The sequence below is a fragment of the Ruegeria sp. HKCCD7303 genome (genome assembly GCF_013111185.1).
GTDB lineage: Bacteria > Pseudomonadota > Alphaproteobacteria > Rhodobacterales > Rhodobacteraceae > Ruegeria.
The window spans coordinates 942,891-962,132 of the sequence record NZ_WVRE01000001.1 but is presented as its reverse complement, the minus strand read 5'-3'; the positions used below and the strand labels follow the sequence as shown (position 1 = coordinate 962,132).

Sequence of the window (19,242 nt, the reverse complement as noted above, 5' to 3'; positions counted from 1 at the left end):
GTTTTTGCCGCTGTTTTCGGTCGGCCCCGCTGGACGTTGGTCGAGAATCCGCTAGCGTATGCTCGATTCACCCCGAGGGCTGGCCCGTGCTGCGCTATTTCATCATTTTACTCGTATCCCTTTCACTCAGCGCCTGCGTTGACCGGACGGTGTCCGAGATTGTGCCTAATGCGGTGAATATCGGCACACCTGAAACCATCTTCGCCAGCACGACCCGTGCACGTGAAGCCGACGGCTCTTATGGGTTTCGTCGTGGCGAGGCGCTCAAGTTTCTGGAAACCACGGTTTCGATTCCGCCAACGCATACCCCGGGCACGCTCAAATTCTCATATGCAAACCCCAATCCGCAGAAGGAATTTGTTTTGGCGGATGTGACAGAGTTGGACGGGCCAAAGGGGCTGCGCAAACACCTGCGTGGGCAGGACGACGTCACGATTTTTGTGCACGGCTACAACTCGACCCAGACTGAAACGATCTTTCGTGCCGCCCAGCTGACGCATGACATTGGTCTACCGGGATCGACGCTGGTTTATTCGTGGCCTAGCCGCGCCACCGGCTATGGGTACGCCTATGACCTGGACAGCATGTTGTTTGCGCGCGACGGTTTGGAACAGACCATCCGCGAGTTGAAATCCATGGGTGTGAAGCGCGTTATTCTGGTTGCGCATTCCATGGGTGGGGCCTTGTCGATGGAAATGATGCGGCAAGCTGAACTGCAGGAACCCGGATGGGCCAATCGAAACATCGAGGGCGTCGTGCTGATCTCACCCGATCTGGATCTTGATCTGTTCCGTTCGCAAATGAAACGGATCGACAATCCACCCGATCCATTCCTTGTGATGGTTTCCCAGAAAGACAAAATCCTGAACATCTCGGCCCGACTGCGCGGCACGGATGAGGGTGAAAGGCTTGGAAACATCAGCTCGGTTGAGACGCTCGAGGAATTCCCGATCAGCGTGATTGATACAACAGCGTTTAACAGCGATGCGACATCATCACACTTCGTTGCGGCGACGTCTCCGGCATTGCTGTCGATCCTCAACTCATTGAGGCGCGTCAACAATACCTTTGGACGCGAGGACCGCCCAGCAATCGATATTCTGGTGCCGCCCAGCGAGCGTAACCCTGATGGCGCAACGGAAATTGTGCTAACTGAAACAGGACAGGCACAGGTGAATACTCCGTGACGCAGTTTAGCCTGCGCCGCTTTCTCATCGACAACGCGGCGTGGCTGGGCGCGGGTGTATTGCTGACCTTCCTGTCCAGCTTTGGTCAGACCTTCTTTATCTCGGTTTTTGCAGGCGAAATCCGCGCCGCTTTCGGGCTTAGCCACGGCGCGTGGGGTGGGTTGTATTCTTTGGGTACGCTCGTGTCAGCGGTAGTAATGATATGGGCAGGCGGCCTGACAGATGTTTTTCGTGTCCGCGTGTTGGGGCCTGTTGTGCTGCTTGGGTTGGCATTGGCAGCGTTGGCCATGGCAATGAACAGCTGGGTTGTGTTGTTGCCGGCGGCAATCTTCCTTCTGCGCCTGTTTGGACAAGGTATGAGCACCCATCTCGCGATGGTCGCGATGGCGCGATGGTTTATCGCGACACGAGGCAAAGCGCTTTCTATTGCGTCCATCGGCTATGCACTCGGCGAAGCCTTACTGCCACTGATCTTTGTCACCGCCATGGTATTTCTGGACTGGCGATTGCTGTGGGGGGTCGCTGCCGTCATCACTCTGCTGGGCATCCCTGTTTTGACGCGCCTGCTTCGGGAAGAACGCACACCGCAGAGCCTGGCCAGTGCGTACTCAGCCACCGGGATGCACGGCCGTCACTGGACACGGCGCGATGCGCTAAGCCACCCATTGTTCTGGTTCATGACGCCAGCTGTTCTGGGTCCATCGGCTTTTATTACGGCATTCTTCTTTCACCAAGTGCATTTGGCCGAGGTGAAAGGATGGGCCCATATCCAACTGGTCGCCCTGTTCCCGGTCTATACCGGGGTGTCGCTGCTTTCGATGTTTTCCGCCGGATGGGCCTTGGATAAATGGGGCACGGCGCGGATGATGCCCTACTACCAGCTGCCTCTAGCTCTTGGTTTTGTCGTTCTGGGCCTGTCGACCTCGGTCATGGGTGCTACGATCGGGCTGATCCTGTTGGCCCTGACCGTCGGGGCCAACAGCACCTTGCCCAGCGCCTTCTGGGCCGAGTTCTATGGCACCCGACACATCGGCGCGATCAAGGCGATGGCAACGGCCGTTATGGTCCTTGGATCAGCCATCGGACCGGGCTGGACCGGAGTGCTGATCGATTGGGGCGTTTCGCTGGACACTCAATTCCTTTGGATTGGCATCTTTTTCCTTTTGGTCTGCGCACTGGTCCACATAGGTGTCACCAGCGCGGTACGTACCCTTTAGCGAATACGCCGCAAGTAAACGTAATACGCCCCATCTCCGCCGTGGCTGATATGAGCAGGCGTGACCTGCATCACCGCTTGCGCCAATGGCGGGATGGACAGCCAATGGGGTACCTGGTTCCGCAGAACGCCGCGCGGTGTTGGGATCGGGCCAGGTTCGTCCCGGTCTTTGCCTTTCCCGGTCACGACCAGAACAAGCCGCTTTCCCTGTGCCTGCGCGGTCAAGACAAAACGGATCAGAGCGGGATGCGCGGTGTCGACCCGCATACCGTGCAAATCAAGCTTGCCTTCGGGTTTCAGTTTACCTCGTTTCATCCGACCGAAAGCCTTGTTGTCCATCTGAACCGGCACTTTGCGCAGCGCATCTGTGACCGACGGCTTCAAATCGTTCGGCTTAGGCTTTGCCTGGTGGGCCTGACCAAGTTCAAACGCTTCAAACCGGGGTTTCGGCGTTTTCTTGGGCTTGGGTTTCGGCAAAGAGGTCGGATGAACCGTCTGCGGTATTTCCGGATGCATCCGCTCGGCCTGTTTGGCGACCTTGCGCCACAGCTCGATCTCTTCTGTCGTCAGTTTGCGCCGGGTCATCAGAACTCATCCGGCAATAGAGCATAGGCCCGCTGTATTGGTAACAGTACGACCATCCGACCCGGATCTTTTAACCTGCCGGCGGCTTGCCCGGCCTCGTCACCCGTTCCGAAAAAGATATCTGCCCGCTGGGCGCCCTTGATCGCGGCACCTGTATCCTGCGCGATCATCAGGCGACGCATTGGGTTTTTGCCGTCTTTCTCAACCCAGACCGGAGCCCCCAACGGGGTATAGGTCGGATCTGCAGCTATGCTGCGCATCGTGGTAATTGACCGGTTCATCGCGCCCAGCGGCCCAAGTTCGGGCGCAACGCGCGAAACTTCGCGGAAGAACACATAGGATGGGTTGTGGAACAGCAGCTCGGCACCAGATTCTGGGTTCTTGCGCACCCATGCTCGGATCATCTGGGCGCTAACTTCATGCGCGCCCAAGACCCCGCGCCGCACCAACTCAACTCCTATAGATCTGTAGGGATGACCATTCGCACCGCCATAGCCAACGCGCAAAGCACCGCCATCGGGCAGCCGGACACGTCCAGACCCCTGAATCTGCAAGAAAAACAACTCAACTGGATCGTCCACCCAGGCAATCTCAAGACCGCGCCCTTGCATCACATCACCAGTCAGGATTTCCCGACGGCTGAGCCATGGCCCATCTCGCGCTTCGGGCGGCATCTTGTAAATAGGATATTTGAAGCGATCAGTTCGGCGGCGCGCACCATCGAGTTCGGGTTCAAAATACCCCGTGAACAGGGCTTCTTCGCCATCCTCGACCAGAACTGGGCGGAAGAAGAGCTCAAAAAATGCCTTTGCTGCATCCGTGTCATACGTCTCTGCTACAGCGCATAACGCGCGCCAGTCCGGGTCCTTCAGATCGCCGCAGGTGTTCAGAAAAACGGAAAGGGCTGCGCCGTGGTCATCATCGGCCCAGCCCTGCAGATCGTCAAACGACAGAATGGATCGCGTTGCCTCGGCTCCGGCAGCGCTGGCAGCGGTCATTACACCCACCAGAAAAAGCGACCGGAGCGTTGCAATCATGCGTCCGTGGCAACAAGCAGCCAGTTCGGATCGTCCTTGCCCATCACACGAGCAAAGGTCCAGCTGTCCTTTTGGCGTTTCACGGTGTTGGGGTTGCCTTCGACAATATCACCGCCGCGATCCCGCACAACCGAAGTCAGTTCACCTACAAATTTCATGGTGATCTCGGCTTCATTGGTATCCTTATCGAATTTAACATCCGACAGGGCGGTCTCTCGGACGCCGATGAATTCGGCTTCGATGGTCAGGCCCTGATCTTCGCGTGCAGCAACACCCGCAACGAAAGACTCAAATACCTCTTCCGACAGGAACGGCTGGATTTCGTCTAGGTTTCCCTTTTCGAACCCCATCACGATCATTTCATAAGCGCCACGCGCGCCGTGAACAAATTCACTGACCGAAAAGCCGGGCTCAACCCGTTTCATGGCGGCCAGGGTTTGCGCCTGTTCGCTGTCTTCAGCGACATGGTCAGTGATGTCATGATCCGGGCCGCCTTCGATCACCTCGAAATCGCGACGCGATTTGTGCGCTTCAGGCTGTTGCTGCAAAGGTGGTTTTTCAAAACCTTCACGCGTACCCAACACGCTTTTAAGGCGCAGGATCAGGAAAACGGCAATTCCGGCCAGGACCAGTAGCTGGATCATGGGTTCGTTCATTTCATCCTCTTTTCAGAACCGCGACTTTGTATACGCGGCCTCATGCTACTATGTAGGTGAGCGTGGGTGGCAAGTCCACAGCCCGGCCTTAGGGAAAGGATAACGCAAATGTATCTGTTCTTGGCATTTTTGTTGGTGCCCATCATCGAGATTGCGCTGTTTATTCAGGTTGGTGGTCTGATCGGCCTTTGGCCAACCCTTGCCATTGTTGTGCTGACCGCGGTTTTGGGTACGGTTTTGGTGCGGACACAAGGTCGCATGGCACTGGGAAATCTGCAGCGTTCCTTTGCTGAGCTGGATGACCCGACCGAGCCTTTGGCCCATGGTGCGATGATCCTTTTGTCAGGCGCACTGCTGCTGACACCGGGTTTTTTCACCGATGCCATAGGATTTGCCTTGCTGGTACCTGGCGTTCGTGTCGCTGTGTTCCGCTATCTGAAGTCGAAAGTCACCGTGGCACATTTTCAGATGGGAACGGGCACTGGATTTCAGTCACGACAAAACCCTTTCGAGCAAGGGGACATCATTGACGGTGAATTCAGTGAAGTTCGCCCGAAAAAAGAGCCTTCAAAGCCGTCGAAATGGGTGGAAGGCCCCCACCAGCATTGAGGTGCCGCGCCCAACTTGCTAAGCAGTGGCGAAATTTAATTTTGGAGTAGATCCATGGCCGAAGAAAACGCTGCAGAAAACACTGCGGCCCAAGCCGCCCCGCAGGTTCAAATGCGGGTTCTGGGGCAGTTCATCCGTGACATGTCTTTTGAAAACGTGATGGCGCAAAAGGGTGTGTCAGGCGACGTGCAGCCGGAAATCGCTGTCCAGGTGAACCTGGATGCGAAAAAGCGCAGCGCTGAACATCAGTTCGAAGTGTCCATCAAGCTGAACCTGACATCCAAAGCCAAAGGCATGGATGATGTGCTGTTCCTGTGTGAGTTGGACTATTGCGGTCTGTTCCACGTGGAAGGTGTGCCAGAAGATCAAATGCACCCGTTCCTGATGATCGAATGCCCCCGGATGCTGTTCCCGTTCCTGCGCCGCATTGTCAGCGACATCACCCGTGATGGCGGCTTCCCGCCGGTGAACCTGGATAATATCGATTTCGTCGCGCTGTATCGCAACGAATTGATGCGTCGTCAGGCCGCTCAGGCCGAAAAGACCGACGCCTAAGGCTTTGACCCGTGCCTGACCGGATCAGGCGCGGGTCCACAGGGCGCTTTCGCCCAGCTTTTCTACAAATGCCTCATGCGCTGCGCGCTCATCCTCGGTGATCCGGGAAGGCAACGGTGTGCCGCGCGGCATTGGCCGCCAGTCTTCGCCGCCGCCGGATGCGGAGGATGCGGACGTGGACAGGCCAAAATCAGGCTGTCGCCCACCGATCAGCTCAAGATAAACCTCGGCCAGAATTTCAGAGTCGAGCAAAGCGCCATGCAGAACACGGTTCGAATTGTCGATATTGAAACGTCGGCAAAGCGCATCCAAAGACGCCGGAGAGCCGGGAAACCGTTTGCGGGCGATTGCCAGCGTATCCAGTGCTTGTTCAATCGGGATCAACGGCGCGCCCATCCACTTCAGTTCAGCGTTCAGGAACTTCATGTCGAACGATGCGTTGTGGATCACCAACCGCGCATCCCCAACAAACTCACGAAACCCGTGACCCACCTTGGCAAACACCGGTTTGTCTTTCAGCGTCACCTCACCCTTTTCCGGTGGACGCGGGTTGTCCAACAGATCCGGGCCGATGCCATGCACGCCAAACGCCTCATCCGGCATACCGCGTTCCGGGTTGATATAGACGTGATACGTTTCACCCGTCGCGACGTGGTTCCACAGCTCTACGGCACCAATCTCAACAATCCGGTCGCCGCTTTCGGGATCGAACCCGGTGGTTTCGGTATCAAGTACGATCTCACGCATGATTCATCCCCGCCCGTATCTGCCTGACCACATCCTGCACTTGCTGACGGGCATGGTCCAGCGTGTCTGTTTCGATCACGAAGTCTGATCGCGCGCATTTCTCTGCATTCGGCATCTGCTTGGCGCGGATCTGTTCGAACTGCGCCTCGGACATGGTTCCCCGTTCCATAACACGGCGCTTTTGTTCATCCGCCGGGATCGAAACGCAGGCGACGGCGTCCATGGCTGCGTCTCCGCCTGTTTCGAAAAGAAGGGGTATGTCGAACACCAGAATGTCGCTTGTTGTGTTTTCGCGAAATACAGCGCGATCTTTCGCGACCAGAGGATGCACAATCGCTTCGATTGCTTTCAACGCATCAGAGTCCTTCGCAATGATCTGCTTTAACGCGTCCCGGCTTACAGCTCCGTCAACAATAGCGGCAGGGAAAACTGCACGCATCGGTTCAATTGCAGCACCTCCGGGCGCGTATAACCGATGCACAGCAGCGTCCGCATCCCACAGGGCGCAGCCTTCTTCGACAAACATCTGCGCCGTGGTGCTTTTCCCCATACCAATGGAACCAGTCAGACCCAGCGCAAAACTCATGCCAAAGCAGCCGCGCGCGTATCCGCGTCCACCTCAGGGCGCACACCGAACCACCGTTCAAATCCAGGAACCGCCTGGTGCAGCAACATGCCCAATCCGTCGACTGTGGTGCATCCTGCCTCTTCCGCAGTTTTCAGAAGGTTTGTTTTCAACGGAGCATAGACCAGATCCGTGACCACGGCACCGGGCTGCAACCCATCCAGTGGAACCCGCAATTCCGGCTGGCCCTGCATCCCCAATGAGGTCGTATTGACCACCAGTTCCGCGTTTTCGATGACGTTTCCGGCCTGAACCCAATCTACAACGCGGATTCCTTGACCAAATTCCTCTTTCAGATGATCCGCACGGGCGCGCGTCCGATTGGTCAACAGGATTTCCGGCACACCTGCATCAGACAACGCTTGCAGAACGGCGCGAGCTGCCCCTCCGGCCCCGAACACAACAGCCGGGCCGTCTTTGGCATTCCAGTCGGGGGCACCGCTGCGCAGGTTTTCCATGAACCCGTACCCATCAGTGTTATCTGCGTGGATCGAGCCATCTTCGCGGAACACCAGTGTATTCGCAGCACCAATCACCGTTGCGCGATCGGACACGTGATCCGCGATCTTCAACGCTGCTTCCTTGTGGGGAACAGTTACATTGGCCCCAACAAAACCGGCTTTGGGCAGCGTACGTAGCACGGTTTCCAGATCGGCTGGGGCAACATCCATTGGGATGTAGTGCCCGGCAAGACCATACGTCTTCAGCCAATGGCCATGCAGTTTCGGGGAACGCGAATGCCCAATGGGATGTCCGATCACCCCGGCCAGAGGAACCCGGTAGTCCGTCATTGATCGATCACCCCTTTGACAGCCAGAAAATTGAGAAGCTCCAACAATGGCATACCCAAAACATTAAAATAGTCGCCGTCAATGGTGGCGAACAACCGGACGCCTTCTTCTTCCAGCTTATATGCTCCGACGGCATGGCGGATACTGTCCCAGTTCCGTGAGACATAGTCTTTCAGATAGGCATCAGAGCTGGCCCGCATCCGCAATCGTACCTGTCCTACATGCCGCCAGATCGGCTCACCGTCCTGATAGATCACGGCCGCTGACAAAAGCATGTGCCGTTTGCCGCGCATCGCTTTTAGCTGAGCCACTGCTTGTTCCGGGTTTTCAGGTTTTGACAGCAGCTGACCGTCAAAATCCAGAACCTGATCACACCCCAGCACCATAGCGCCAGGATTCTTGTCGCTGACTTTGCGGGCTTTCATTTCCGCAAGCGTGTCGGCAATATCTCGTGGTGATGCGCTTTCAGCCAGCAAGGCGCGCTTGGCGGTCTCTTCATCCACGCGCGCGGTTTGAACCGTGAATGGAACGCCTGCGTTCTCAAGCAAGTGTGCCCGTATGGCAGATCCCGAGGCGAGAAGAATGGGGACAGACATGTGGAAAACCCCGTGTGAAAGTCGATGAGAGCTCTGGGGTGCTTTGTATGGTTTTACGGTTGACACGCAACCCCAGGAAATTCGCGTGAAAGATCCTCGAGTCGCTCTAATCCAATCCAGCCAGGACAAGGATAACTTGGAATACCGGGATAATCTGATTGTCCCATGATACCCAAAGAGTTATCCCCAAACGCTACCTGGGTGTAACAGACTTAAGTATCTGTTTTTATTGTTATAAATTAAGTTTCAACAGAATCACTGGAAAATCAAAAAGTTCTGTCCACCTGGGGAAAACACATGGGTAAAAAAGTAATCCACGGAAATTGTTATCCCTACAAAACCATCTTCCTTTCTCTTTCTTTATTTTTTTATTAGGGAGAGTTCCGAACAACGCTCGGAGCCAAGATGACTGATCTTCTTTTCACGCTGTACCCGTGGGTGAAGTCACTCCATATCATGGCCGTGATCTCATGGATGGCGGGTCTGTTCTATCTACCACGCTTGTTCGTCTATCACGTTGAAAAAGCTCAGGCTGTCGATGGGGCGCAAGAAATCTTCTTTGAAATGGAAGAAAAGCTGCTGCGTGTGATCATGCGCCCTGCGATGATCGTGGCTTGGGTGTGCGGCCTGATCATGGTGTTCACACCGGGTATTGTTGGATGGGATTGGTCCTGGCCTTGGATCAAAGGTGCAGCCGTGATCGGTATGACCTGGTTCCATCACTGGTTGATGGCGCGTCGCAAGGATTTCCTGGAAGGCCGAAATAAGCTCACTGGGCGGCAGTATCGTATGATGAACGAGGTTCCGACCGTTTTGATGGTTATCATCGTTCTGGCGGTCATTCTGAAGTTCTGACGGGCTGTTTGACTCCGAAAGCAGTCGCGCTTATGTAGGGGACAACTCGCCCGTCCGGGCGGCGTATCTTCCGTACTGAAATTTCACTTCGTGCCGCGCTGATCGCGGTGAAGGTATATATCATGACAACTGACGCCCTTAATCTGGCCGACCTGAAGGCCAAAAGCCCCAAAGACCTTCTGGCGATGGCCGAAGAACTGGAGATCGAAAACGCCTCGACCATGCGGAAAGGCGAGATGATGTTCCAGATTCTGCGCGAACGCGCGGATGAGGGCTGGACCGTTGGCGGTGATGGTGTGCTTGAGGTGCTGCAGGACGGTTTCGGTTTCCTGCGCTCGCCCGAGGCGAACTATCTGCCAGGTCCCGACGATATCTATGTCTCGCCCGATATGATCCGTCAACACTCGCTGCGCACCGGAGATACTGTTGAGGGTGAGATTAAGGCACCTGATGATAATGAGCGTTACTTTGCGCTGACCAAGGTCACCAAGATCAACTTTGAAGATCCTGAAAAGGCCAAGCACAAGATCCTGTTCGACAACCTGACGCCTCTGTACCCAGATGAGCGTCTGAAGATGGAGATCGAGGATCCGACCATCAAAGACAAGTCGGCCCGTGTGATCGACCTTGTGTCGCCGATCGGTAAAGGCCAGCGCTCGCTGATCGTGGCGCCTCCGCGGACCGGTAAGACGGTCATCCTGCAGAACATCGCGCATTCAATCGAACAGAACCATCCAGAGTGTTACCTGATCGTCCTTCTGATCGACGAACGCCCGGAAGAGGTGACCGACATGCAGCGCTCGGTGAAGGGTGAGGTTGTGTCCTCGACCTTTGACGAGCCCGCAACACGCCACGTGGCCGTGTCCGAGATGGTGATCGAAAAGGCCAAGCGTTTGGTCGAACATAAACGAGATGTTGTTATTCTTCTCGACTCGATCACAAGACTTGGTAGGGCCTTTAACACTGTGGTCCCATCCTCGGGTAAAGTTCTGACCGGTGGTGTGGACGCCAACGCTCTGCAACGGCCCAAGCGGTTCTTTGGTGCGGCACGGAACATTGAAGAGGGTGGATCGCTGACCATCATCGCCACCGCGCTGATCGACACTGGTAGCCGGATGGACGAGGTGATCTTTGAAGAATTCAAAGGCACCGGTAACTCGGAAATCGTTCTGGATCGTAAAATCGCTGATAAACGTGTGTTCCCGGCCATCGACATCCTCAAGTCCGGTACCCGGAAAGAGGACCTGCTGGTCGACAAGGGCGATCTGGCCAAGACCTTCGTTCTGCGCCGCATCCTCAACCCGATGGGCACGACCGATGCAATCGAGTTCCTGCTATCCAAGTTGAAGCAGACCAAGACGAACTCGGAATTCTTCGATTCAATGAACACCTGACGCCGAACCGGTACTGACGCGGGGGCTATTCATGGATACGATATTTGCCCTGGCCAGCGCGCAAGGCAAAGCTGGGGTGGCGGTCATCCGCCTCTCAGGGCCGGACTCGCACTCTGCGGCGGCGCGGCTGACAGGTGGCACGCTGCCTGAACGTGGCATGGTTCTGCGCACATTGCGGGATCAGGGTGGTGCGCGTCTTGACGATGGCTTGGTTCTTACGTTCCAGGCCCCGGCCAGTTTCACCGGAGAGGATGTGGCAGAGCTTCAGATTCATGGCAGTACAGCATCCGTCAACGCGGTATTGCAATGTTTGTCGGATACTGAAGGGCTGCGCATCGCGGAGCCGGGCGAGTTCACACGCCGGGCGCTTGAGAATGGCAAGATGGATCTGACGCAGGTCGAAGGCCTGGCCGATTTGATTGATGCCGAAACCGAGGCGCAACGCAAACAAGCGCAAACAATTCTGGCTGGTGAGCTGGGCATACTGGCAGAACGGTGGCGCCGGGATTTGATCCGCGCTGCGTCTTTGCTGGAAGCTGTCATCGACTTTGCCGATGAAGAGGTTCCAACGGATGTAACGCCTGAAGTTCGCGAATTGATCACTGGTGTCATGTCAGACCTTCGCCGTGAGGCAGAAGGAGTAAAAATCGCTGAACGTATACGCACGGGGTTTGAAGTTGCAATTGTGGGGCTTCCGAACGCAGGAAAGTCCACTCTTCTGAACGCTTTGGCAGGTCGAGACGCCGCCATCACTTCGGAATACGCTGGAACCACGCGGGACGTGATCGAAGTTCGGATGGATCTGGCTGGTTTGCCTGTGACTTTGCTGGATACGGCCGGGTTGCGTGAAACTGAGGATCATGTTGAAAACCTGGGTATTGAGCTGGCGCGCAGCAGAGCGGAGGCCGCCGACCTGCGTGTTTTCCTGTCAGATACACCCGAAGACCTAGGGGTTGGGATGCAGGCAGGTGATATTCATGTTTTGCCGAAAGCTGATCTTCGAAGTGAAAATAGTCTCGGCGTTTCTGGTAAAACAGGGCAGGGGATTGACGCGCTTGTAAACCAGATTTCGTATGTCCTTTGTGAAAGAACTACCACCCATGGTATTGCAACGCGGGAACGACATCGGGTTGCAATCAATGGGGCACTGACTTCTCTCCAATCGGCAATCCCGGTTCTGGAATCAGGTCCAGACATGTATGATATCGCCGCGGAAGAATTACGAACCGCCATAAGGGCACTTGAATCGCTGGTGGGCAGAATAGATGTCGAAACACTGCTGGATGAAATCTTCTCTAGCTTCTGTTTGGGAAAGTAAGGAGTGTTTCACGTGAAACATTCGAAGTTTGATGTCATCGTTATTGGTGCTGGGCACGCCGGGACAGAGGCTGCTCATGCCTCTGCAAGGATGGGTGCCAATACTGCTTTGGTAACCCTGTCCGCATCGGACATTGGTGTAATGTCCTGTAATCCGGCAATTGGTGGCTTGGGGAAAGGCCATTTGGTTCGTGAGATTGATGCTCTTGACGGCGTTATGGGGCGTGTTGCGGATCAAGCCGGCATTCAGTTTCGTTTGTTGAATCGTCGTAAAGGACCTGCAGTACAGGGCCCCAGAACACAAGCGGATCGAGCGCTTTACCGGGCGGCGATGCAAAAAGAAACGCAAAACCAGAACAATCTGTCCGTTATCGTCGGTGAAGTTGTCGACTTTCTTATGAACGGGCCGCGTGTTTCCGGCGTTTTGCTTGCGGATGGATCAGAGATTTCCGGGCAGGCAGTCATACTGACATCTGGGACATTTCTGCGCGGAGTCATTCATATCGGTGACGTCTCACGACCTGGTGGGCGGATGGGAGATCGCCCTTCTATCAAGCTTGCCGAACGTTTGGATAGTTATGATTTGCCGCTGGGACGCTTGAAGACAGGTACGCCGCCTCGTTTGGATGGGCGGACAATTGACTGGTCTGATCTAGAGCGTCAAGACGGGGACGAAGAGCCAACACTATTCTCATTTCTGTCGACAGACGTGGTCGCACCGCAGATCTCCTGTGGAATAACGCATACCAACGCACAAACACATGAGATCATCGAGGCCAATCTTTCAAAGTCAGCGATGTACGGTGGCCATATTGATGGTATAGGCCCTCGGTATTGCCCGTCTATTGAGGATAAGATTGTAAGATTTGCAGACAAGGAATCCCATCAGATCTTCCTGGAACCCGAAGGAGTGAATGATCACACGATCTATCCTAACGGTATTTCAACCTCACTTCCTCAGGACGTCCAACTGCAGTATGTACGATCCATCAAAGGCCTTGAAAAAGCAGAGATTCTGCAACCAGGATATGCCATTGAGTATGACTACGTAGATCCTCGTGTTCTAACCGCGACACTGTCGCTGCCAGAAATTCCGGGGTTGTACTTGGCTGGTCAGATCAATGGAACCACAGGATACGAAGAGGCCGCCGCGCAGGGTATGGTTGCCGGGCTCAATGCAGCGCTTGAAGTGCAAGGCCGTGATCCTATGCACTTCACAAGATCTGACAGCTATATCGGGGTCATGGTAGATGACCTTACAACACGCGGTGTGGCTGAACCTTATCGGATGTTTACATCACGTGCGGAATTCCGGCTTTCCTTACGTGCTGATAATGCAGACCAGCGCTTGACGCCGATTGGCATGGATATTGGATGCGTTGGGTCCGATCGTGAGGCGCACTTCAAAGACAAAATGGACCAGCTCGATGCGGTAAAGGCTAAGCTGGCAGAGCGTACATACACACCGAAACAGGTGCTGTCGGCCGGAATTAACGTCAACCAAGATGGCAATCGCCGCGACGGGATGGCGATCTTGGCATTTCCGGACGTATCTTTCGACAATCTGTTACCATTGATCCCGGATCTACAAGATGTGGATCAAAAAATCCGACTTCAGATTGAGCGTGACGCGCTTTATGCAAACTACATTGCGCGCCAGAAGCGAGATGTGGAGGCGATGAAGCGGGATGAATCTTATGTTATCCCTCGCGACTTCGACTATTCCTCTTTAGATGGCTTATCTTCCGAGATGAAGGATAAGCTATCGCAGGCGAAGCCTTCGAATATAGCCCAAGCAAGTCGAGTCGAGGGGGTAACACCTGCCGCGCTGACACTTGTACTTGCGAAGCTACGCCGCGAAGACAGGGCGCGACGGGCATGAGCGCTGGTTATTCGGCATTTGAGCGGCTAAATGTTTCACGTGAAACATTCAAGCGTTTGAAAACCTACGTTGATCTCGTAAATCGCTGGAATCCTAAAATCAATCTAGTGTCCCGAAGTAGTCTGGAACACATCTGGGATCGCCATATCCTCGACTCCGTGCAAGTTTATAGATGTGCTGGTCAATACAAAAGCTGGGTGGATATAGGCAGTGGAGGCGGATTTCCGGGAATGGTATGCGCCTTGATCGCGGCTGATCATTCACCAGACTCACGATTTACTTTCGTTGAAAGTGATCAAAGGAAGTCTGCCTTCTTACGCAATGTAGCGCGGGAATGTGAAATCAAATGCAAGGTGATTTCGAAGCGAATCGAAAGTGTTGATCCTTTGGATGCAGATGTCCTTTCGGCTCGTGCCCTGGCAGAGTTGCGGGTATTATTGTCCTTTTGCGACAGGCATTTAAGTAAAACGGGAACAGCTTTGTTGCCCAAAGGCGCAACCTGGAAAAAAGAACTGTCAGAGGCGCAAGAAGAATGGAATTTCGACGCCGAGCCGATTACAAGTTTAACTGAACCTCAGGCCGTTATCCTTAAAATCAAAGGAGTATCACGTGGTTGATCTGTCCCGACCTTCAGGACCTCGGATTATTGCGGTCGCCAATCAGAAGGGCGGAGTGGGGAAAACAACGACGGCAATCAATCTTGCAGCAGGGCTTGCGGAATCCGGTTGCCGGGTTTTGGTGGTTGATCTTGATCCTCAAGGGAATGCGTCCACCGGATTGGGTGTAGAGGATCGGGATTGGACAACCTATGACCTCATCCTTGACGACGCTCCGTTAGAGGCCGTTGTTCAAGAGACGGAAATAGAAAACCTTATGGTTGTTCCGGCAACCGTTGATCTGAGTTCTGCCGACATTGAATTGATATCCAATGAAAAGCGCAGTTATTTGTTGCACGATGCATTGAGGCAGACTGCGGTTGATGCTTTCAACCTTGATTTCATCCTTATCGATTGCCCGCCGTCTTTGAACCTGTTGACCGTCAATGCGATGGTGGCGGCGCATTCAGTCCTTGTGCCGCTGCAAAGTGAATTCTTTGCTTTAGAAGGTCTTTCTCAACTGATGCTGACGATCCGAGAGGTTCGGCAAACAGCAAATCCTGATCTGAGAATCGAAGGTGTTGTGTTGACCATGTATGACAACCGCAACAATTTGTCCCGTCAGGTTGAAAAGGATGCGCGTGACAATTTGGGTGAGATGGTCTTTAAGACAAAGATACCCAGAAATGTGCGAGTCAGCGAGGCTCCGTCATATGCGCTGCCAGTGTTGCAATATGATTCGGGTTCGCTTGGCGCGATGGCTTATCGGCATCTGGCCCGCGAGATCATGCACAAGAACAATAAAACCGCTGCGTAGGCGGAAATGAGGAGGGCGACATGAGCGCCAAAAAAACAAAATCCAGAGGGTTGGGGCGCGGGCTGTCCGCTCTTATGGCGGACGTAAATACCGAAACGGAAGGGCGGGTACAGTCCGAAGTGCGTCGGCCCGATCTTAAGGTTCCAATTGAGAAGCTAAAGGCCAATCCCAATCAGCCGCGCCGCACATTCCTGCCCGAACAGCTGGACGAATTGGCCGCCTCGGTCAAGGAAAAGGGTATTATCCAGCCTCTGATTGTCCGGTCGACCGGAGCTGATGAATACGAAATCGTTGCAGGGGAGCGTCGTTGGCGGGCAGCGCAAATGGCGCAGCTGCACGATATCCCTGTCATCGTGCGGGATTTTGACGACACCGAAGTTCTGGAAGTTGCGATAATCGAAAACATCCAGCGCGCGGACCTGAACGCGGTGGAAGAGGCCGCTGGGTACAAGCAACTGATGGATCGTTTCGGCCATACGCAGGAAAAGCTGGCTGAAGCTTTGGGTAAAAGCCGCAGCCACATTGCAAACCTTCTGCGTCTTTTGTCCTTGCCAATGGATGTTCAAGCTCTTGTTATTGAAGGAAAAATATCTGCAGGACATGCAAGAGCCCTGATTACGGCCGAAAACCCATCGGAATTGGCGAAGCAGATCGTCAAAGAGGGGCTTTCGGTGCGCGCAACCGAAGCTTTGGTCAAGAAGCAGCAACAAGGTGACGCCGAACGCGCTGCACCGCGGTCCAGAAATCTGGATGCGGGCAAGGATGCCGATACGCGCGCTTTGGAAAAAGATCTATCTGCAATTCTGGCGATGAAAGTCTCGATCAATCACAAGGCTGGAACAGAGACGGGTCAGGTTGTCCTAACATATGAGAACTTGGATCAGCTTGATGATCTGTGCGCTAAGCTCAGCCGTTAGGTCGCGTCCAGATAAAGATCAAAACACCCCCCAGAACGACAGCTTGAATGGCCAAAACGAAAACCGGGGCGGACATCCAAATTGAGATTCCAAAAACGGCGGCGACTGAAACAGTTGCCGCCCTTTTTGCACTAGGGCGGATTGCGCCTGAGCTTTGCCAATCTTGTATCAGCGGTCCGAACAGTTGATGGGTCAACAACCAAGTGTGCAAACGCGAAGAAGATCGGGCAAAGAAAAACGCAGCCAATAGCAGAAATGGGACGGTTGGCAAAAGGGGTAGGACAACCCCAACCATTGCCAGCGCAACACATAACAATCCCAGTCCGGCCCAAAGGTAATGCATGGCTAGCTCAAAAGCTCCCGAATGACGGCGTTCAGTACAGCGCGACCATCTGATGTTGCCCGAAGTCTGCCGTTTTCATGTTCAATCATTTTGATCCCGATCAGATGATCAACCGTGTCTTCCGAGAGTTTTCGGCCTGCTAAGCGCTCCCACCGATCAATATCTAGTCCTTCCGAAATTCGCATCCCCATCATAAGGTATTCGCTCGCCTGGTCTTCAAGGGACAGTGTTGTTCGTCCTTTCTCTCCACCCCCACGCTCTGCAGCGTCAAGCCAGCGCTGTGGATTCAGATAGGTTTCGGTTGCGCATTTCTGTTGGTTAAGCGTAAGCCTCCCATGGGCTCCGGGCCCAATGCCAATATAGTCACCGTATCGCCAGTAGATCAGATTGTGTTGCGACTCGGCCCCCGTGCGCGCGTGATTGGACACTTCATAAGCGGGCAAACCGTGCGCTTCGCAAATGTCCTGCGTGATCAGATACATGTCGGCGGCGCTGTCATCTTCGGGCAAGCCACGCATTTTTCCAACGGCATATCGATCACCAAAGGCAGTTCCGTCTTCAATCGTCAATTGGTACAGCGACAGGTGGTCCACGGCCATCGACAGGGCTTCGCTCAGTTCCGCGCGCCAGGCTTCAGGTGTTTGGTGCTGTCTGGCATAGATCAGGTCAAAACTGACACGATCAAAGCAGGTCCGTGCGATTTCAAAGGCGGCTTGGGCCTCGGCAACAGTATGAATGCGACCCAGACGCCGTAGATCGTCGTCATTCAGCGCCTGAACGCCCATCGAAATTCGGTTTACGCCGGCATCTCGATAAGCTGCAAACCGACCTGCTTCAACCGAGCCGGGGTTGGCCTCGAGAGTGATTTCCATGTCATTGGATGGGTGCCAGAGCGCGCGCGCCTCATCAATCACTGCAGAAACGGTTTCCGGGTCCATCAGAGACGGGGTGCCGCCCCCAAAGAAAATCGTGTTCAGTACCCGACCCGGCGTTTCAGAGGCAGAGCGGCGCAGCTCGCTCAGATAAGCTGCAAGCCATCTTTCTTGGTCAATTTTCTTCGAGACATGGCTGTTGAAGTCGCAATAGGGGCATTTGGCCTCGCAAAAAGGCCAATGCACGTACAGGCCAAAGCCCCCGTTGCGCCAATCATCCGCCAAAGCAGCCTTTCACGAACTTCTCAACCGCGCGGCCGCGGTGGCTGATCTTGTTCTTTTCCCAGCGATCCATTTCGGCAAAGGTAATGTCGTGCCCGTCCGGAACAAACATCGGGTCATAGCCGAATCCGTCCTTGCCGCGGATCGGCCAGACCAGGTGGCCCGGGACGATGCCTTCGAACACCTCGTCATGTCCGTCGGGCCAGGCCAGGACCAGTGTACAACGGAATTGCGCAGTGCGCGGGAGAGGGGCTTTTTTAGCCTCCAACTCATTATGTGCGCGATTCATGGCCATTAGGAAATCACGACCATTTGCCGTTTCCGCCCAGTCGGCGGTGTAAACTCCCGGCGCGCCATCCAGCGCGTCGATGGTGATCCCGGAATCGTCCGACAGGGCAGGCAGGCCGGTGGCTTTGGCGGCGGCATGGGCCTTGATCCGGGCGTTACCGACAAATGTGTCCTCAGTCTCTTCCGGCTCGGGCAGGTTCATGTCCCCAGCACCCACAACAGTGACGCCAAAAGGCTCAAGGAGATGCGCCATCTCCTCGAGCTTGCCTTTGTTATGGGTGGCGACCAGCAGCCTGTCCCCGTCGAACTTGCGGGTCATGCTGTAGCGGCCTTTTGCGCAGCTGCCAGTTCGCCGACGCCCTTTTCGGCCAGATCCATCAGCTGATCCATCTGAGCGCGGCTGAAGACCGAGCCTTCGGCGCTCATCTGCACTTCGATTAGTTTGCCGGATCCGGTCATGATGAAGTTGCCGTCGACGCCGGCTTCGCTGTCTTCCGGGTAATCCAGATCCAGAACCGGTTGACCGGCGTAAATTCCGCAAGACACAGCTGCTACCGGGTCCACTAGGGGGTCAGAGATAACATCGCCCGCTTTCATCAGCTTGTTCACAGCCAGCCGCAGGGCCACCCAACCGCCGGTGATCGAGGCGCAGCGGGTGCCGCCGTCGGCTTGGATCACGTCGCAGTCCACGGTGATCTGACGCTCACCCAGCGCGACCCGATCCACACCAGCGCGTAGGGCGCGGCCGATCAGGCGCTGGATTTCCACGGTGCGACCGCCTTGCTTGCCGCTGGCGGCTTCGCGCCGCATCCGAGTGTTGGTGGCGCGAGGCAGCATACCGTACTCAGCCGTGACCCAGCCCAAGCCGGAGCCTTTGATAAAGGGCGGCACGCGATCTTCGATCGTTGCGGTGCACAGCACATGAGTGTCGCCCATTTTTATCAGGCAGGAACCTTCGGCATGTTTGGTGAACCCCGTTTCGATTGAAACGGCGCGCATTTCGCTTAAATCTCTTCCAGAGGGTCGCATCGGAATTCCTTTGTTTGCTGGGTTGGGGATAACGCCCCGCAGCATT

At 55.0% G+C, this 19,242-nt stretch carries 22 protein-coding genes; 11 read left to right on the top strand and 11 right to left on the bottom strand.

What is annotated here, in order from left to right; translation table 11 throughout:
• The first annotated feature begins 86 nt into the window (after window positions 1-86).
• The gene (locus GS630_RS04320; protein WP_171178714.1) at window positions 87-1,187 is read left to right on the top strand and encodes an alpha/beta fold hydrolase; all 1,101 of its coding nucleotides are present in this window, start codon (window positions 87-89) and stop codon (window positions 1,185-1,187) included.
• Complete coding sequence (locus GS630_RS04315; RefSeq protein ID WP_171178712.1) at window positions 1,184-2,404, top strand: MFS transporter; 1,221 nt, start codon at window positions 1,184-1,186, stop codon at window positions 2,402-2,404. Before GS630_RS04320 ends, GS630_RS04315 begins: the two co-directional genes overlap by 4 nt.
• Here the strand turns inward: GS630_RS04315 and GS630_RS04310 are convergent.
• The 3 genes from GS630_RS04310 to GS630_RS04300 are packed head-to-tail and all read right to left on the bottom strand — an operon-like array spanning window position 2,401 to window position 4,681.
• Window positions 2,401-2,988 carry a Smr/MutS family protein gene (locus GS630_RS04310; RefSeq protein ID WP_171237887.1) on the bottom strand — a complete coding sequence of 196 codons (588 nt, stop codon included), beginning with the start codon at window positions 2,986-2,988 and terminating at the stop codon, window positions 2,401-2,403. The two genes, GS630_RS04315 and GS630_RS04310, sit on opposite strands and share 4 nt — an antisense overlap.
• Window positions 2,988-4,025 (bottom strand): murein transglycosylase A, encoded by a 1,038-nt coding sequence (locus GS630_RS04305; RefSeq protein WP_171178708.1) that lies wholly within the window; start codon window positions 4,023-4,025, stop codon window positions 2,988-2,990. The genes GS630_RS04310 and GS630_RS04305 overlap by 1 nt, the downstream gene beginning before the upstream one ends.
• The gene (locus tag GS630_RS04300) at window positions 4,022-4,681 is read right to left on the bottom strand and encodes a Tim44/TimA family putative adaptor protein (RefSeq protein ID WP_171178706.1); all 660 of its coding nucleotides are present in this window, start codon (window positions 4,679-4,681) and stop codon (window positions 4,022-4,024) included. The genes GS630_RS04305 and GS630_RS04300 overlap by 4 nt, the downstream gene beginning before the upstream one ends.
• Before the next feature lie 108 nt (window positions 4,682-4,789).
• Here GS630_RS04300 and GS630_RS04295 point away from each other — a divergent pair, with 108 nt between their 5' ends.
• Window positions 4,790-5,290, top strand: a complete 501-nt coding sequence (locus GS630_RS04295; protein WP_171620443.1) for an FxsA family protein — start codon at window positions 4,790-4,792, stop codon at window positions 5,288-5,290.
• Between the two features lie 54 nt (window positions 5,291-5,344).
• Window positions 5,345-5,845: a protein-export chaperone SecB gene (gene secB / locus GS630_RS04290; RefSeq protein WP_171092779.1), complete on the top strand. Its 501-nt coding sequence runs from the start codon at window positions 5,345-5,347 to the stop codon at window positions 5,843-5,845.
• 24 nt (window positions 5,846-5,869) lie between these two features.
• Here secB and dnaQ read toward each other — a convergent pair whose 3' ends face one another.
• Genes dnaQ through GS630_RS04270 form a run of 4 tightly spaced genes read right to left on the bottom strand, consistent with a single transcriptional unit; the run spans window position 5,870 to window position 8,604 of the window.
• Window positions 5,870-6,592, bottom strand: a complete 723-nt coding sequence (gene dnaQ / locus GS630_RS04285) for a DNA polymerase III subunit epsilon (protein ID WP_171620441.1) — start codon at window positions 6,590-6,592, stop codon at window positions 5,870-5,872.
• Complete coding sequence (gene coaE / locus GS630_RS04280; protein WP_171178700.1) at window positions 6,585-7,178, bottom strand: dephospho-CoA kinase; 594 nt, start codon at window positions 7,176-7,178, stop codon at window positions 6,585-6,587. Before coaE ends, dnaQ begins: the two co-directional genes overlap by 8 nt.
• Window positions 7,175-8,008, bottom strand: a complete 834-nt coding sequence (locus GS630_RS04275) for a shikimate dehydrogenase (RefSeq protein ID WP_171620439.1) — start codon at window positions 8,006-8,008, stop codon at window positions 7,175-7,177. The genes coaE and GS630_RS04275 overlap by 4 nt, the downstream gene beginning before the upstream one ends.
• On the bottom strand, window positions 8,005-8,604 hold the full coding sequence (locus GS630_RS04270; protein WP_171237890.1) for a nucleoside triphosphate pyrophosphatase: 600 nt from the start codon (window positions 8,602-8,604) through the stop codon (window positions 8,005-8,007). Before GS630_RS04270 ends, GS630_RS04275 begins: the two co-directional genes overlap by 4 nt.
• Before the next feature lie 405 nt (window positions 8,605-9,009).
• Between GS630_RS04270 and GS630_RS04265 the strand changes: the two genes are divergently transcribed.
• The 7 genes from GS630_RS04265 (at window position 9,010) to GS630_RS04235 (ending at window position 16,382) form a co-directional block, all read left to right on the top strand.
• Window positions 9,010-9,459: a CopD family protein gene (locus GS630_RS04265; protein ID WP_171178694.1), complete on the top strand. Its 450-nt coding sequence runs from the start codon at window positions 9,010-9,012 to the stop codon at window positions 9,457-9,459.
• A 122-nt stretch (window positions 9,460-9,581) separates the two neighbouring features.
• Window positions 9,582-10,853, top strand: a complete 1,272-nt coding sequence (rho, locus tag GS630_RS04260; RefSeq protein ID WP_171178692.1) for a transcription termination factor Rho — start codon at window positions 9,582-9,584, stop codon at window positions 10,851-10,853.
• Between the two features lie 31 nt (window positions 10,854-10,884).
• The gene (gene mnmE, locus GS630_RS04255; protein WP_171234632.1) at window positions 10,885-12,171 is read left to right on the top strand and encodes a tRNA uridine-5-carboxymethylaminomethyl(34) synthesis GTPase MnmE; all 1,287 of its coding nucleotides are present in this window, start codon (window positions 10,885-10,887) and stop codon (window positions 12,169-12,171) included.
• Window positions 12,172-12,183: 12 nt separating this feature from the next.
• Window positions 12,184-14,052 carry a tRNA uridine-5-carboxymethylaminomethyl(34) synthesis enzyme MnmG gene (mnmG, locus tag GS630_RS04250; RefSeq protein WP_171620437.1) on the top strand — a complete coding sequence of 623 codons (1,869 nt, stop codon included), beginning with the start codon at window positions 12,184-12,186 and terminating at the stop codon, window positions 14,050-14,052.
• Window positions 14,049-14,669 carry a 16S rRNA (guanine(527)-N(7))-methyltransferase RsmG gene (gene rsmG / locus GS630_RS04245; RefSeq protein ID WP_171620435.1) on the top strand — a complete coding sequence of 207 codons (621 nt, stop codon included), beginning with the start codon at window positions 14,049-14,051 and terminating at the stop codon, window positions 14,667-14,669. The genes mnmG and rsmG overlap by 4 nt, the downstream gene beginning before the upstream one ends.
• Window positions 14,662-15,465, top strand: a complete 804-nt coding sequence (locus GS630_RS04240; protein ID WP_171178684.1) for an AAA family ATPase — start codon at window positions 14,662-14,664, stop codon at window positions 15,463-15,465. Before rsmG ends, GS630_RS04240 begins: the two co-directional genes overlap by 8 nt.
• A gap of 20 nt (window positions 15,466-15,485) precedes the next feature.
• Window positions 15,486-16,382, top strand: coding sequence for a ParB/RepB/Spo0J family partition protein (locus GS630_RS04235; RefSeq protein WP_171620433.1), 897 nt, complete (start codon window positions 15,486-15,488; stop codon window positions 16,380-16,382).
• On the opposite strand, the gene GS630_RS04230 is transcribed toward GS630_RS04235, so the two are convergent.
• The 4 genes from GS630_RS04230 to rph are packed head-to-tail and all read right to left on the bottom strand — an operon-like array spanning window position 16,372 to window position 19,196.
• Window positions 16,372-16,725 carry a YbaN family protein gene (locus GS630_RS04230; protein ID WP_171178680.1) on the bottom strand — a complete coding sequence of 118 codons (354 nt, stop codon included), beginning with the start codon at window positions 16,723-16,725 and terminating at the stop codon, window positions 16,372-16,374. The genes GS630_RS04235 and GS630_RS04230 overlap by 11 nt on opposite strands.
• Window positions 16,726-16,727: 2 nt before the next feature.
• The gene (gene hemW, locus GS630_RS04225) at window positions 16,728-17,882 is read right to left on the bottom strand and encodes a radical SAM family heme chaperone HemW (protein ID WP_171620431.1); all 1,155 of its coding nucleotides are present in this window, start codon (window positions 17,880-17,882) and stop codon (window positions 16,728-16,730) included.
• Window positions 17,872-18,486 carry an RdgB/HAM1 family non-canonical purine NTP pyrophosphatase gene (gene rdgB, locus GS630_RS04220; protein ID WP_171178676.1) on the bottom strand — a complete coding sequence of 205 codons (615 nt, stop codon included), beginning with the start codon at window positions 18,484-18,486 and terminating at the stop codon, window positions 17,872-17,874. The genes hemW and rdgB overlap by 11 nt, the downstream gene beginning before the upstream one ends.
• Window positions 18,483-19,196 (bottom strand): ribonuclease PH, encoded by a 714-nt coding sequence (gene rph / locus GS630_RS04215; RefSeq protein WP_170655392.1) that lies wholly within the window; start codon window positions 19,194-19,196, stop codon window positions 18,483-18,485. The genes rdgB and rph overlap by 4 nt, the downstream gene beginning before the upstream one ends.
• Window positions 19,197-19,242: the final 46 nt, after the last annotated feature.